The sequence below is a fragment of the Streptomyces sp. NPDC052012 genome (genome assembly GCF_040689265.1).
Taxonomy (GTDB): Bacteria; Actinomycetota; Actinomycetes; order Streptomycetales; family Streptomycetaceae; genus Streptomyces.
In genome coordinates, this window is sequence record NZ_JBFAXA010000001.1 from 500,114 (window position 1) to 514,583 (window position 14,470).

A 14,470-nucleotide genomic window follows, 5' to 3' on the forward strand; every position below is an offset into this window, starting at 1 on the left:
CGGTCTACGACGTGACCAGCTCGCCCGTGTCCACCGGCGCCGTCGCCTGCGCCGCCCGCTTCGCGTCGTCCGCCACCTCGGCCGCCGTCAGCACATAACCGGTCTCCGTGTCCGACGTGGAGCGGGCGAACACCACGCCGAACACCCGGCCGTCGGTGGTCAGCAGCGGCCCGCCGGAGTTGCCGGGGCGGACGGTGGAGCGGATCGAGTAGATCTCGCGGGTCACCGACCGGTCGTTGTAGATGTTCTGGCCCCTGGCCTGCACCCGGCTCGCGACCGTGGCCGCCTGCAGATTCAGGTCGCCGTCCTGCGGATAGCCCGCGACCACCGCCGAGTCGCCCCGGCCCGCGTCCTGGTCGAACCGCAGCACCGGTGCCCGGAGTTCGGGCACGTACAGCACCGCCACGTCCTTCTGCGGGTCGAACAGCACCACCCGCGCCTCGTACGTCCGGCCCACCCCGCCGACCCGCACCGTCGGCTCGTCGATGCCGGCCACCACATGGGCGTTGGTCATCACATGCTCTCGCGCGTACACGAAGCCGCTGCCCTCGCGGCCCTGGGTACCCGCGACGCCCTCGACCTTCACCGTGCTGCGCTGCGCCGCCCTGGTCGCCGCCGCGGTCACGCTGTCCCCGGAGGGCGCGGCGACCTCGGCGGTCGACTCGCTCTCGAACGGGTTGAACACCTGCGGGAAGCCCGCCTCGGTCAGCGCCGAGGTGGCCCGCGAGAACCATCCCGGGGTGGTGTCCGGCATCGCGTCCTGCACGGCGCCGAGCAGCCGCGAGTCCCGGATCGCCGAGGTGATCAACGGCGAGGAGGAGGCGCCCAGCACCGACGCGGCCACCCACGCCACGATCAGCACGGCCACCGAGTTGGCCACCGCCCCGCCGATCCCGTCCGCCACCCGCAGCGGGCCCCTGTCCAGCTCCCGCCGCAGCCGCAGCGCGAGGCGCCCGGCCAGCTCGTGGCCCACCGCCGCCGGCAGCAGCACCGTGACCACGGCCGTCACCGTCGCCTTCGTCGTACCCGGTGTCACCAGGTCCATCACCCACGGCAGGATCCACACGCCGACGACGGCACCGCCCACGAAACCGGCCAGCGACACGCAGCCGGCCAGCAGTCCGCGCCGGTAGCCGGACGCCGCGTAGGCCACGACGACCAGCGACAGCAGGATGTCGAGCAGATCCACGCACGCCGCCTTTCTCTCGGGCCGGCTCATCCGTGCGGGAGCGGCCTTACGGGCCCTCTCATACGTGGCGGAGCGGCCCGGTGATCAGCCACGCGCGCGGGCGGCCGCCGAGATGGCGGCCACGCGCGCGTGCATACGGGAAAACGCCGCGGACCCGGACGATAGTTCCACCGGATGGCAGAACACGCATCGCGGGCGGAGCGGATCGGACCGACAGTGATCCCATGCGCCTCATCAGAAAATCAAAGGGGATACGAAAAAGCCGCGCCTCCCGGATATCCGGCGGGCCCGGCATCCTGCGCCTGCCGCGGCCCGTCGCTGTGACCCTCGGCTGTCTGCCGGGCATCGCCGCCGCCGTCGCCCTCGTGCTGTGCTCCTACGGCGTCGAAGGGGCCGCCGAGCAGTCGGCCAGCGCCATAAGACCCACCGCGCCCGCCAACGCCGCGCCACGCCCGCACATCGTGCCCCGCTCGGTCTGGCTCGACAGCGCGCGACCCAAGCAGCCTCCCCCGCGCTACGACGACGAGGTCGTCGCCGTCTTCGTCCACCACACCGACTCGCCCAACGGCTACGACTGCGCCGACGCGCCCCGCATCATCCGCTCCCTGTACGAGGGGCAGACCGTCGGCCGGCACTGGGACGACCTCGGCTACAACTTCGTCGTCGACAAGTGCGGCACCATCTACGAGGGCCGCGCCGGCGGCGTCGACCGGCCCGTCACCGGGGCGCACACCCTGGGCTTCAACCACCGCACCACCGGCATCGCCGCCCTCGGTACCTTCACCGCAGGGGTGCCTGTGCCGGACGAGATGCTCCGGTCGATCGCCGCGGTGGCCGCCTGGAAACTCGGCGCGTCCGGCATCGACCCGCGCGGCAAGGTGCGGTTGGTCTCCAGCAACGGCGGCAGCCGGTACGCGGCCGGCACCACCGCCACGATGCCCGCCCTCGCGGGCCACACCGACGGTTTCATGACCGACTGCCCGGGCGCCGCGCTGCGCGCCCGCCTGCCGGAACTCAGAACGCTTGCCGCCCGTATCCAGGGCCGGCACGACTCCGCACAGGCCGCCCACAGAGGCGTCGAGCCAGGAGCCGCCGCCCAGCCGTCGCGCAGGGACGTCACGGCAGCAGACCGCACGGCGGGCCGATGAGCACCGGCGACGACCTACGTCCCCGGATACCCGGCCGGGTGGCCGACCGGGTATCCGGCCGCATGGACGCCCTGCGCGGCACGTGGACGGCGCTGTGCGCCGCAGCGGCCGTCGTCCTGGGCCCGGCGGCCCGCACGGCGTCCACCCTCACGCAGGCCAACGCGGCGCCGCGCCACCAGGCGCTCGGGCAGGACGGGGAGAAAGCCGCGCTGTGAAGCGGTCGTTCAGCCGCGGAACCTCGACCAGAGCCGGGGATAGCGCTCGGCGAGCTGCGCCTCGTTCTCGAAGTCGATCGGCGTCCCCTCGGGTTCCGCCGGTCCGGGTGGCAGGTCCAGATCCGGTGCCACGGTGCCGGTCAGCTGCTCGTACGCCTCGTCCGCCGCGTAGCCGAGCTCCTCGCCGTCGCCGTCGATCTCCTCGTCGAAGTCGTCGAGCAACTCGGCGAGCATGTCCGGGTCGTTGTGCAGCGCGCCCTCGAAGACCTCGCGGCCCTGGCCGATCAGCCAGCAGCGGAAGAAGTCGAACGCGTCGTCGCTGGCGCCGTCGAGGAGCACCCAGGCGGCGCCCCACAGGTCCCAGGTGTAGGCGCGGTGATAACGGGACTCGAAGTGACGGGCGAAGTCCAGGACCGACTCCGGGTCCAGCTGCACCAGCCGTTCCACGAGCAGATCGGCCTGCTCCTCCGGGTCACCCCCGGCATCCTCGCGGGCGGTGTCGATCAGCTCCCAGAACTCCGTCTCGTCCATCACGGCTCCAGCATCGGCCCTGGGGACGGGGGTCGCACCCGGAGTGCGGGGATCGGATTGCGGGAATGCGCGGAGGAGGCTCACCGCGGCCGGTACAGCTCCGCGAGCCGGGCCGCCTCCGCCGCGAAGCGCTCCCGCAGGGTCTCGGGTGCCAGCACCTCCACCTCCGCACCGAGCGCGGTGAGCTGCGTGTGGGCGACCTCCTCGGACTCCACCGGCAGCGTCAGCGTCACCCAGCCGTCGCCGTCCGGCTCGCCGGCCGCCGCCAGCGCCTCCCGGGCGGACAGCGAGTCCACGGCGTGCGGCAGCCGCCGTGCGCCCTGCTCCGACAGCCGCACCACGACCTGCGCGCGCAGGATCGAGCGCGCGAACTGCTCCGCCCGCTCCTCCCAGAACGCGGGCAGATCGAAGTCCTCCTCGCGCTCGAAGCGCTCCTCGCCCGCGTCGACGGCCGTGAAACGGTCGATGCGGTACACACGGAAGGACTCCCGCCCGGCCACCCGCGCGCACAGGTACCAGACGCCCGCTTTGAGCACGAGCCCGTACGGCTCCAGCTCCCGGCGCACCTCGTGCTCGCCGCGCCGGTACTGGGCGGTGATCCGCCGGTCGTCCCACACCGCGTCCGCCACGGCGGGCAGCAGCTCGGGGGTCTTCGGCTCGCGGAACCAGTTCGGGGCGTCCAGATGAAACCGCTGCGCGGCGGTCCTGGAGGCGTCCCGTACGGAGGGGAGGAGCGCGGCCGACACCTTCAGCCGGGCCGCCGAGGCCGCGTCCTCCAGCCCCATCTCGCGGAGCGCACCCGGCACACCGGAGAGGAACAGCGCCTCCGCCTCGCTGCGGGCCAGCCCCGTCAGCCGCGTCCGGTACCCGCCGACCAGGCGGTATCCGCCGGCCCGCCCCCGGTCCGCGTACACCGGAACCCCGGCCTCGGACAGCGCCTGCGCGTCCCGGGTCACCGTCCGCTCGGAGACCTCCAGCTCCCGCGCGAGTTCGGCGGCGGTCATGGAGGCCCGGTTCTGGAGCAGCAACACCATCTTGATGAGCCGAGCAGCACGCATACGCTCATGATGCCGGTCGGCTGCCCCACCTCGGCCCTGAACGGGCCTCGTCCTCGAACGCCGGACGGGCTGAGTCGCCCGTCCGGCGCCTTGATGTCCGAACCCGCCGACTACAGGCCGTACTTCTCGCGCGCTTCCTTCACGGCCGTCGCCTTCACCTCACCGCGCCGCGCCAGCTGCGCCAGCGACGCGACCACGATGGACTCCGCGTCGACGCCGAAGTGGCGACGGGCCGCCTCACGGGTGTCCGACAGGCCGAAGCCGTCCGCACCCAGCGAGGACCAGTCCTGCTCGACCCACTGTGCGATCTGGTCCGGCACCTGCCGCATGTAGTCGGACACCGCCAGCACGGGCCCTTCCGCCCCCGCCAGCGCCTGCCGCACGAACGGCACCCGCTCCTCACCCCGCAGCAGCGCCTCGTCCGCCTCCAGCGCGTCCCGCCGCAGCTCGCTCCACGACGTGGCCGACCAGACGTCCGCCGCCACGCCCCACTCCTCCGCCAGCATCCGCTGCGCGGCCAGCGCCCAGTGGATCGCCGTACCGGAGCCGAGCAGCTGGATCCGCGGCGCGTTCGCCGGCACCGTCACGCCCGCCGACTCCGCCGTGTTGAAGCGGTACAGGCCCTTGACGATGCCCTCGTCGATCCCGGCCACCGCCGGCTTCGCCGGCTGCGGCAGCGGCTCGTTGTAGACGGTCAGGTAGTAGAAGACGTTCGGGTCCTCACCCGGCGCCGCCTCGCCGTACATCCGGCGCAGACCGTCCTTGACGATCGTGGCGACCTCGTACGCGAACGCGGGGTCGTACGTCAGCGCCGCCGGGTTCGTCGCCGCGATGACGGGGGAGTGGCCGTCCGCGTGCTGCAGACCCTCACCCGTGAGCGTCGTCCGGCCGGCCGTCGCGCCGACCAGGAAGCCGCGGCCCAGCTGGTCGCCGAGCTGCCACATCTGGTCGGCCGTGCGCTGCCAGCCGAACATCGAGTAGAAGATGTAGAACGGGATCATCGCCTCACCGTGCGTCGCGTACGACGTCGACGCGGCGATGAAGTCGGCCATCGAACCGGCCTCGGTGATCCCCTCGTTGAGGATCTGGCCGTTCTTGGCCTCCTTGTAGTACATCAGCTGGTCACGGTCGACCGGCTCGTACGTCTGCCCCTTGGGCGAGTAGATGCCGAGCGAGGGGAACAGCGACTCCATACCGAAGGTGCGCGCCTCGTCCGGCACGATCGGCACCCAGCGCTTGCCGGTCTCCTTGTCGCGCACCAGGTCCTTGACCAGACGCACGAACGCCATGGTCGTGGCCACGTTCTGCGAGCCGGAGCCCTTGTCGAACGCGGTGAACGCCTTGTCGGCCGGGGCCGGCAGCGGCGCGACCGGGTGGACGCGGCGGGCCGGGGCCGGACCGCCGAGGGCGGCGCGGCGCTCCTGGAGGTAGCGCACCTCGGGGGAGTCGGCACCGGGGTGGCCGTAGGGCACGACCCCGTCGACGAAGTCGCTGTCCTTGATCGGCAGACCGAGGCGGTCGCGCATCGCCTTGAACTCGTCCACCGTCAGCTTCTTCATCTGGTGGTTGGCGTTCTTCGAGGCGAAGCCCTCACCGAGGGTGTGGCCCTTGACCGTCTGGGCCAGGATCACGGTCGGCGCGCCCTTGTGGGCGAGCGCCGCCTTGTACGCGGCGTAGACCTTGCGTGCCTCGTGGCCGCCGCGCGAGACGTGGAAGCACTCGAGGATCTTGTCGTCGCTCAGCAGCTTCGCCATCTCGGCGAGCGCCGGGTCCTTGCCGAAGAAGTCCTCGCGGATGTAGGCGGCGCTGCGCGTCTGGTACGTCTGGATCTGCGCGTCGGGTACCTCGCGCAGCCGGCGTACCAGCGCGCCGGTGGTGTCGAGCTGGAACAGCTCGTCCCAGGCGGTGCCCCACAGCGTCTTGACCACGTTCCAGCCGGCGCCGCGGAACTGGGCCTCCAGCTCCTGCACGATCTTGAAGTTGGCGCGGACCGGGCCGTCGAGGCGCTGCAGGTTGCAGTTGATGACGAAGGTGAGGTTGTCCAGCTCCTCGCGGGCGGCGAGCGCGAGGGCCGCCGTCGACTCGGGCTCGTCCATCTCGCCGTCGCCGAGGAACGCCCACACGTGGGAGCCGGAGGTGTCCTTGATGCCGCGGTTGGTCAGGTAGCGGTTGAAGCGCGCCTGGTAGATCGCGGAGAGCGGGCCGAGGCCCATGGAGACGGTGGGGAACTCCCACAGCCAGGGCAGGCGCCGCGGGTGCGGGTACGACGGCAGACCGTTGCCGCCCGCCTCACGGCGGAAGTTGTCCAGGTGCTGCTCGTTCAGGCGGCCGTCGAGGAAGGCGCGGGCGTAGATGCCGGGGGAGGCGTGGCCCTGGATGTAGAGCTGGTCGCCCGAGCCGTCGGTCTCCTTGCCGCGGAAGAAGTGGTTGAAGCCGGTCTCGTAGAGCCAGGCCGCGGAGGCGAAGGTGGCGATGTGGCCGCCGACGCCGTATTTGCTGCCGCGGGTCACCATGGCCGCCGCGTTCCAGCGGTTCCAGGCGGTGATCCGGGACTCCATCTCCTCGTCGCCGTCCACTGCGGGCTCGGCGGCGGTGGGGATGGTGTTGACGTAGTCGGTCTCGAGGAGCTTCGGCAGCGCGATGCCGGCGCCCTCGGCGCGCTCCAGCGTGCGCCGCATCAGGTATGCGGCACGGTGCGGGCCGGCCGCCTTGGCGACCGCGTCCAGCGAGGCCTGCCATTCGGCGGTCTCCTCCGGGTCGCGGTCCGGGAGCTGGTCGAGCTCGCTCGGCTGGATGGCGTTGGGGTCGGTCATGTCGCCGCCTTCCTCAGTCGAAGGGGGTTCCCTCATCGGTAAGGGTTCAGGGGTGCCCTTGGTCTTTGGCAGGACAGGGCTGGTGGGCTCGGGTGCAAGCCCGTCGGCGACTGTAACTCCCTGATCGATGATCGATCAAAGGGTTGAGGGTCAAAATCTCTTGATCACGAGAAAGTCGGCACGCGGTGCCTTCGCCGGTGGCACCGGGTGACGCTCTGGGGAAGGGTTTTCGCAGGTCGCGGCGCCGTCTGAGCAGTGGCCCGCTCACTCGGCCGCCCTCGCCTCCGCCGGTGCCTCAGGGTCCTCCGGGTCCTCCGGCCGCTTCTCCCGCCCGCCGGGATGACGGTGCGGCCATGTCAGGAACACGCCGCAGGCCAGCAGCGACCAGCCGGCCAGCACCAGGAACGGGAAGGCGTGCTGATGGCCGGGGAAGTACACCGCCGTGTGCTGGGCGTTCACCGAGGCGCCCGGAGGCAGCCAGCGGCCGATCGCGCCCAGCGCGGAGGGCAGCAGCGGCCAGGACACCGCGCCGCCCGAGGACGGATTGCCCACCAGCACCATCAGACCCCAGGTGGGCAGCATCGCCCAGCGGCCGATCAGGGTGTTGAACATCGTGAAGACCATGCCGCTGGTGAACATCGTCAGCGCCAGGATCAGCCACGACTCCACGAACGGCAGGTCCAGCGTCCCCAGCAGCCAGTCCACGGCGGCGGCGATCGCGAACCCGCCCAGCAGCGCGTACGCCGCCGTGAACGCGATCCGCTCCAGCGGGTTCAGCGCCCGTGCGTGCACGCTCAGCTGGATCGAACCGACGAAACCGATGATCACGGCCGCGAGGGAGATGTAGAAGATCGCCAGCCCGCGCGGATCGCCCGGTTGAAGAGGCTTGATGTCCCGGACCGTGACCGTCGTGCCCGTCTTCTCACCGACCTCCCGCGCCGCCTCGGACAGCACCTTGGCCACGGAGGCGCCGGAGGCGCCCGAGACGTCGAGGGTGACGGTACGGCCGAGGTCGCGCACCTCGAAGATGCCGAAGATCTCCTGTTCCTCGATGGCCAGACGGGCCTCGGCCGCGGTGTCGTAGGGGCGCACCTTCACCGAGGCGTTCAGGGCCCCCTCCATGCCGTCCAGGAAGGCCCGGGCGCGGGCCTGTTCGTAGGGGCCGACGACCGCCGCGGGGATGGAGCGGGGCGTGGGATTCGCCATCGTGTACGTGTAGGACCAGGCGAAGAGGCCCGCCGCCGCGCCGAGGATCAGCACCAGCACCGTCGCCGGCAGGAAGGGGGAGTCCTTGACGCGCGGCATGTCGGGCATGCCGGTCACATTAGGGCATACGGGCCGGTCAGGCGCGGGGGGCGCAGCCGAGGACGTGGGCCTTGACCAGCTCGGCGATGCGGGGGTCCCGGCGCTTGAAGGCCGCGACCAGTTCCTCGTGCTCCTCCGCGTACGACTGCTGGACCGTGCCCAGCCAGCGGATGGACAGCGCGGTGAACACCTCGATGCCCAGGCCCTCCCAGGTGTGCAGCAGCACGGAGTTGTTCGCGGCGCGGACCAGTTCCCGGTGGAAGCCGACCGTGTGGCGCACCTGGGCCGTGCCGTCGGCGGCCCGGTCCGCTTCGTAGAGCGCGGCGACGTGCGGCTCCAGCGCCGAGCAGTCCTCCGCGAGGCGGGCCGCCGCGAGCTCGGCGGCGATGGCCTCCAGGCCGGCCCGGACGGGGTAGCTCTCCTCCAGGTCGGCGGCGGTCAGATTGCGGACGCGTACGCCCTTGTTCGGGGCGGACTCGATCAGGCGCAGGGACTCCAGCTCCCGCAGGGCCTCCCGGACCGGGGTCTGACTGACCTCCAGCTCGGTCGCGATCCGCCGCTCCACGATGCGCTCGCCCGGCTGCCAGCGCCCGCTGATGATCCCTTCCAGGATGTGCTCGCGGATCTGTTCGCGCAGCGAGTGGATGACGGGCGCGGTCATGGGGGCTCCTTAGGGAGGGCTTTGACGTTTAGACAATACGGCGGGTTCGCTCCGCGGGTAGGGGCGGTGGGGGTGCTTTCGTGCAGGTGAGACGAGACTTACACGGGGTGTGTGGGGCGCCTGGGAGCTCGGTTGGTTCCGTTGTCGGGCGGCTGCGGGTGCGTTGTGGCTCGTCGCGCAGTTCCCCGCGCCCCTCAAGAACAGGTCGGTGCCCCCGCCCGGAACTTCCAGGCGGGGGCACCTTGGCCTGACTACCGCTGAGCGGTGTTACGACAGGCCGAGCTCGACCTCGAACTCGCCTGCCTCCAGGATGGCCTTGACCGCCGTCAGGTAGCGGGCCGCGTCGGCGCCGTCGACCAGGCGGTGGTCGTAGGAGAGGGTCAGGTACGTCATGTCGCGGACGCCGATGACCGGGCCGTCCTCGGTGTCGATGACCGCCGGGCGCTTGACCGTGGCGCCGATGCCGAGGATCGCGACCTGACCCGGCGGCACGATGATCGTGTCGAACAGCGCGCCGCGCGAACCGGTGTTGGAGATGGTGAAGGTCGCGCCGGACAGCTCGTCCGGGGTGATCTTGTTGCCGCGGACCTTGCCCGCCAGCTCCGCCGTGGCCTTGGCGATACCGGCGAGGTTGAGGTCGCCGGCGTTCTTGATGACCGGGGTCATCAGGCCCTTCTCGGAGTCCACCGCGATACCGATGTTCTCGGTGTCGAAGTAGGTGATGGTCCCCTCGGCCTCGTTGATCTTGGCGTTGATGGCCGGGTGGGCCTTCAGCGCCTGGGCCGCCGCCTTGACGAAGAACGGCATCGGGGAGAGCTTGACGCCCTCACGCGCCGCGAACGCGTCCTTGGCGCGGGCGCGCAGCTTCATCAGGCGGGTGACGTCGACCTCGACGACCGAGGACAGCTGGGCCTGCTCGTGCAGGGCCTTGACCATGTTGTCGCCGATGACCTTGCGGATCCGCGGCATCTTCACGGTCTGGCCGCGCAGCGGGGACGCCTCGAGCACCGGGGCCTTCTTGGCGGCAGGGCCCCCGGCAGTCACAGCCGCGGCCGGGGCCGGGACAGCGGCGGCGGCCTTCGCGGCCTCGGCGGCGGCGAGGACGTCCTGCTTGCGGATCCGGCCGCCGACGCCCGTGCCCTTGACGGTGGACAGGTCGACGCCGTTCTCGGCGGCGAGCTTGCGCACCAGCGGGGTGACGTAGGCGCCCTCGTCGGTCGGCTGGGCGGCGGCAGGCGCGGCCGGTGCCGGGGTGACCGGGGCGGGAGCGGCAGGCGCCGGGGCGGCCTGCTGCGGGGCCGGGGCCGGGGCAGGGGCGGCCGGGGCCTGCGGAGCCGGGGCGGCCGGAGCAGCGGGGGCCGGGGCGGCCTGCTGCGGAGCCGGGGCGGGCTCGGGCTGCGCCGGGGCCGGAGCGGGCTCCGGCTGGGCCGGGGCGGCAGCCGGAGCGGCACCCGCCTCGCCGATGACGGCGAGCTTGGCGCCGACCTCGGCGGTCTCGTCCTCGCCGACCACGATCTCCAGCAGGGTGCCGGAGGCGGGGGCGGGGATCTCGGTGTCGACCTTGTCCGTCGACACCTCGAGCAGCGGCTCGTCGGCCTCGACGGTGTCACCGACCGACTTCAGCCAGCGGGTGACGGTGCCCTCGGTGACGGACTCGCCCAGCGCGGGCAGGACCACGTCCGTGCCCTGGGCGGAGCCGCCGCCGGCCGCAGCCTCGGCGGTGGGTGCCGGGGCGGGGGCGGCCTGCTCGGTGGACGGCTGGGCCTGCGGCTGCGGCTCGGGAGCCGGTGGGGCGGCCTGCTCGGCGGCCGGGGCCTGCTCGGCCGCCGGGGCGCCGGAACCGTCGTCGATCAGGGCCAGCTCGGCGCCGACCTCGACCGTCTCGTCCTCGGCGACCTTGATGGAGGACAGCACGCCGGAGGCGGGGGCCGGGATCTCGGTGTCGACCTTGTCGGTGGACACCTCGAGCAGCGGCTCGTCGGCCTCGACGCGCTCGCCCTCGGCCTTCAGCCAGCGGGTGACAGTGCCCTCGGTGACGCTCTCACCGAGCGCCGGAAGGGTTACGGAAACCGCCATGGTTTCGGTTGCTCCTTTAAAAGTGCGGAAGTCTGTGTCGTCGCGCCCGAATGACGGAAGGCGTCAGTCGTGGGAGTGCAGCGGCTTGCCCGCCAGCGCCAGGTGGGCCTCGCCGAGCGCCTCGTTCTGCGTCGGGTGGGCGTGGACGAGCTGGGCCACCTCGGCCGGCAGCGCCTCCCAGTTGTAGATCAGCTGGGCCTCGCCGACCTGCTCGCCCATACGGTCGCCGACCATGTGGACGCCGACCACCGCACCGTCCTTGACCTGGACGAGCTTGATCTCGCCCGCGGTCTTGAGGATCTTGCTCTTGCCGTTGCCCGCGAGGTTGTACTTCAGAGCGACGACCTTGTCCGCGCCGTAGATCTCCTTGGCCTTGGCCTCGGTGATGCCGACGGAGGCGACCTCCGGGTGGCAGTACGTCACCCGCGGGACGCCGTCGTAGTCGATCGGAACGACCTTGAGACCGGCCAGACGCTCCGCCACCAGGATGCCCTCGGCGAAGCCGACGTGCGCGAGCTGGAGGGTCGGGACCAGGTCACCGACGGCGGAGATGGTCGGGACGTTGGTGCGCATGTACTCGTCGACGAGGACGTAGCCGCGGTCCATGGCGACCCCGGCCTCCTCGTAGCCCAGGCCCTGCGAGACCGGGCCGCGGCCGACGGCCACGAGCAGGACCTCGGCCTCGAACTCCTTGCCGTCGGCCAGGGTGACCTTGACACCGTCCTGGGTGTACTCGGCCTTCTGGAAGAAGGTGCCCAGGTTGAACTTGATGCCGCGCTTGCGGAAGGCCCGCTCCAGCAGCTTGGAGGAGTTCTCGTCCTCGACCGGGACGAGGTGCTTCAGACCCTCGATGATCGTGACGTCCGAGCCGAAGGACTTCCACGCGGAGGCGAACTCGACGCCGATGACACCGCCGCCGAGGACGATCGCGGACTTCGGCACGCGGTCCAGGACCAGGGCGTGGTCGGAGGAGATGATGCGGTTGCCGTCGATCTCCAGGCCCGGCAGCGACTTCGGCACGGAGCCGGTCGCCAGCAGGATGTGGCGGCCCTGGATCCGCTGACCGTTCACATCGACGGACGTGGGCGAGGACAGCCGGCCCTCGCCCTCGATGTAGGTCACCTTGCGGGAGGCGATGAGCCCCTGCAGACCCTTGTACAGGCCCGAGATCACGTCGTCCTTGTACTTGTGGACGGCCGGTACGTCGATGCCCTCGAAGCTGGCCTTCACACCGAACTGCTCGCTCTCGCGGGCCTGGTCGGCGATCTCGCCCGCGTGCAGCAGGGCCTTGGTGGGGATGCATCCTCGGTGCAGGCAGGTGCCGCCGACCTTGTCCTTCTCGATCAGGGCGACGTCCAGGCCCAGCTGCGCCCCGCGCAGGGCCGCGGCGTATCCACCGCTGCCACCGCCGAGGATCACTAGGTCGAAAACGGTGCTGGCGTCGTTCGCCACGTCACGTCCTCCATGCATGTGCGCCACGCCGGTCTCCAGTGACCGGTCGGCGGCTGGTGTCCGGCCGCTCTTTGCTTTCGGCCCTTCGGTGGGGCCCTGTCCTGCCGAGCCCCATCTTCGCACTTGTCCCGCCCGTACGAGACGCGGGGCCGTGGTGTGAGACACCCCACGTGACCGGGAGAGGGGAGCCGACCGACCTCACAGGGGCGCGGGGCTGTATCGATATGCGGCTCCGCCGCGTGGGCGCGACCAGCCCCCACAGACCCGCAGCCGCCCACGACGCAACCCAACGGAGTGAGCAGGCGCCGGGTCCTCGCCCTACCCGCACACGAGGCCCCGGCGCCCAGAAGACAACTCAGCCCAGATCCCCCGCAGCCGTAAGTTCCGCGAGGCGAACCAGCGTCCGCACCCCGGACCCGGTCCCACCCTTCGGCGTGTACCCGAAGGGCCCGCCCTCGTTGAACGCAGGCCCGGCGATGTCCAGGTGCGCCCAGGTGATCCCCTCACCCACGAACTCCCGCAGGAACAGACCGGCGACCAGCCCGCCGCCCATCCGCTCACCCATGTTGGCGATGTCGGCCGTGGGCGAGTCCATCCCCTTGCGCAGGTGCTCCGGCAGCGGCATCGGCCACGCCGGCTCACCGACCTCCTCCGCCGCCTCGTGCACCGCGGAGCGGAACGCGTCGTCGTTCGCCATGATCCCGAACGTCCGGTTGCCCAGCGCCAGCACCATCGCCCCGGTCAGCGTCGCCACGTCCACGATCGCGTCCGGCTTCTCCTGGGACGCCGCCCACAGCGCGTCGGCGAGCACCAGCCGTCCCTCCGCGTCGGTGTTGAGCACCTCCACGGTCTTGCCGCTGTACATGCGCAGCACGTCACCCGGACGGGTCGCCGAACCGGAGGGCATGTTCTCGGCCAGCGCCAGCCAGCCGGTGACGTTGACCTCGAGACCCAGCCGTGCGGCGGCGACGACCGCGGCGAAGACCGCCGCCGCACCGCTCATGTCGCACTTCATCGTCTCGTTGTGCCCGGCCGGCTTCAGCGAGATGCCGCCCGAGTCGTAGGTGATGCCCTTGCCGACGAACGCGAGGTGCTTCTTCGCCTTGGACGAGGTGTACGACAGCTTCACCAGGCGCGGCCCGGACGCGGACCCGGCGCCGACGCCGAGGATGCCGCCGTAGCCGCCCTTGGTCAGGGCCTTCTCGTCGAGCACCTGCACCTTGATGCCGTGCTCCTTCGCCGCGGCCGCGGCGACCGCGGCGAACGCCTCGGGGTTCAGGTCGTTCGGCGGGGTGTTGATCAGGTCGCGGGCGCGGTTGAGCTCCTCGGCGACGGCGGTGGCCCGCTCGACGGCGGCCTTGTGCGCGCGGTCACGGGGCTTGCCGCCGAGGATCGCGGCCTCGGCGAGCGGCGCCTTGCCGTTCCTGCCGTTCTTCGCGTCCTTGCCGTTCTCCTTGTAGGTGTCGAAGGAGTACGCCCCGAGCAGCACGCCCTCCGCGACGGCGCCGACATCACCGGCGTCGCCCAGCGGCAGCGCGAACGCGGCCTTCTTGGAGCCGGCGAGGGCACGGGCGGCGACACCGGCGGCCTTGCGCAGCGCCTCGGCGTCGTAGGCGGCGTCCTTCTCGGGCTGGGCACCCAGGCCCACCGCCACCACGACCGGCGCCTTGAAGCCGGCCGGCGCGGGGAGCTTCGTCACCTCGCCCTCGGCACCGGACGCGCCGAGAGTCTCCAGGACGCCGGCGAGCTTGCCGTCGTACGCCTTGTCCACGGCCTCGGCGCCGGGTGCGACGACCGGGCCCGCGGACCCGGTGCCCTTGGCGACACCGATCACGATCGCGTCGGCCCGCAGGCCGGGCGCCGCGGCGGTGCTGAGAGTGAGAGCAGTCACGGTGGTGAAATCTCGCTTCCGATGTGAAGTTGCTGTGGCCGAAAGGTGTGGGTCGACCGGGCCCGGCGGGCCGACCCCGGTCTGCGACCTGGGGGGTGCGGTCTCGGCGGGGCCTTCCCCGGTGCGGCGAA

The 14,470-nt window shown here is 71.7% G+C and carries 11 protein-coding genes; 2 read left to right on the top strand and 9 right to left on the bottom strand.

Annotation, left to right across the window (positions count from 1 at the left end):
* Nucleotides 1-4: 4 nt before the first annotated feature.
* Nucleotides 5-1,189, bottom strand: coding sequence for a MarP family serine protease (locus AB0412_RS02275; protein ID WP_366400538.1), 1,185 nt, complete (start codon nt 1,187-1,189; stop codon nt 5-7).
* A gap of 320 nt (nt 1,190-1,509) precedes the next feature.
* Here AB0412_RS02275 and AB0412_RS02280 point away from each other — a divergent pair, with 320 nt between their 5' ends.
* The gene (locus AB0412_RS02280; RefSeq protein WP_366400807.1) at nt 1,510-2,337 is read left to right on the top strand and encodes a peptidoglycan recognition protein; all 828 of its coding nucleotides are present in this window, start codon (nt 1,510-1,512) and stop codon (nt 2,335-2,337) included.
* Nucleotides 2,334-2,552 (top strand): hypothetical protein, encoded by a 219-nt coding sequence (locus AB0412_RS02285; protein WP_366400539.1) that lies wholly within the window; start codon nt 2,334-2,336, stop codon nt 2,550-2,552. Before AB0412_RS02280 ends, AB0412_RS02285 begins: the two co-directional genes overlap by 4 nt.
* Nucleotides 2,553-2,561: 9 nt before the next feature.
* On the opposite strand, the gene AB0412_RS02290 is transcribed toward AB0412_RS02285, so the two are convergent.
* From AB0412_RS02290 to AB0412_RS02325, 8 genes are all read right to left on the bottom strand, one after another.
* On the bottom strand, nt 2,562-3,083 hold the full coding sequence (locus AB0412_RS02290; protein WP_366400808.1) for a DUF4240 domain-containing protein: 522 nt from the start codon (nt 3,081-3,083) through the stop codon (nt 2,562-2,564).
* 80 nt (nt 3,084-3,163) lie between these two features.
* Complete coding sequence (locus AB0412_RS02295; RefSeq protein ID WP_366400540.1) at nt 3,164-4,141, bottom strand: WYL domain-containing protein; 978 nt, start codon at nt 4,139-4,141, stop codon at nt 3,164-3,166.
* 110 nt (nt 4,142-4,251) lie between these two features.
* On the bottom strand, nt 4,252-6,954 hold the full coding sequence (gene aceE / locus AB0412_RS02300) for a pyruvate dehydrogenase (acetyl-transferring), homodimeric type (protein WP_366400541.1): 2,703 nt from the start codon (nt 6,952-6,954) through the stop codon (nt 4,252-4,254).
* A gap of 264 nt (nt 6,955-7,218) precedes the next feature.
* A complete protein-coding gene (locus AB0412_RS02305) occupies nt 7,219-8,268 on the bottom strand; it encodes an ABC transporter permease (RefSeq protein ID WP_366400542.1) in 1,050 nt (349 codons plus the stop codon).
* A gap of 28 nt (nt 8,269-8,296) precedes the next feature.
* Entirely contained in the window at nt 8,297-8,920 is a 624-nt protein-coding gene (locus AB0412_RS02310) for a GntR family transcriptional regulator (RefSeq protein ID WP_366400543.1), read from the bottom strand.
* 267 nt (nt 8,921-9,187) lie between these two features.
* A complete protein-coding gene (gene sucB, locus AB0412_RS02315; RefSeq protein WP_366400544.1) occupies nt 9,188-10,996 on the bottom strand; it encodes a 2-oxoglutarate dehydrogenase, E2 component, dihydrolipoamide succinyltransferase in 1,809 nt (602 codons plus the stop codon).
* Between the two features lie 63 nt (nt 10,997-11,059).
* Entirely contained in the window at nt 11,060-12,448 is a 1,389-nt protein-coding gene (gene lpdA, locus AB0412_RS02320; protein WP_366400545.1) for a dihydrolipoyl dehydrogenase, read from the bottom strand.
* Nucleotides 12,449-12,803: 355 nt separating this feature from the next.
* Nucleotides 12,804-14,339 carry a leucyl aminopeptidase gene (locus AB0412_RS02325; protein ID WP_366400546.1) on the bottom strand — a complete coding sequence of 512 codons (1,536 nt, stop codon included), beginning with the start codon at nt 14,337-14,339 and terminating at the stop codon, nt 12,804-12,806.
* Between the last annotated feature and the right edge of the window lie 131 nt (nt 14,340-14,470).

What these genes read in the sequence shown, in the direction of transcription:
- AB0412_RS02285 (WP_366400539.1), top strand. Translation starts at nt 2,334, where the DNA reads ATGAGCACCGGCGACGACCTACGTCCCCGGATACCCGGCCGGGTGGCC.
- AB0412_RS02290 (WP_366400808.1), bottom strand. Translation starts at nt 3,083, where the DNA reads ATGGACGAGACGGAGTTCTGGGAGCTGATCGACACCGCCCGCGAGGAT.
- AB0412_RS02295 (WP_366400540.1), bottom strand. Translation starts at nt 4,141, where the DNA reads ATGCGTGCTGCTCGGCTCATCAAGATGGTGTTGCTGCTCCAGAACCGG.
- aceE (WP_366400541.1), bottom strand. Translation starts at nt 6,954, where the DNA reads ATGACCGACCCCAACGCCATCCAGCCGAGCGAGCTCGACCAGCTCCCG.
- AB0412_RS02305 (WP_366400542.1), bottom strand. Translation starts at nt 8,268, where the DNA reads ATGCCCGACATGCCGCGCGTCAAGGACTCCCCCTTCCTGCCGGCGACG.
- AB0412_RS02310 (WP_366400543.1), bottom strand. Translation starts at nt 8,920, where the DNA reads ATGACCGCGCCCGTCATCCACTCGCTGCGCGAACAGATCCGCGAGCAC.
- sucB (WP_366400544.1), bottom strand. Translation starts at nt 10,996, where the DNA reads ATGGCGGTTTCCGTAACCCTTCCGGCGCTCGGTGAGAGCGTCACCGAG.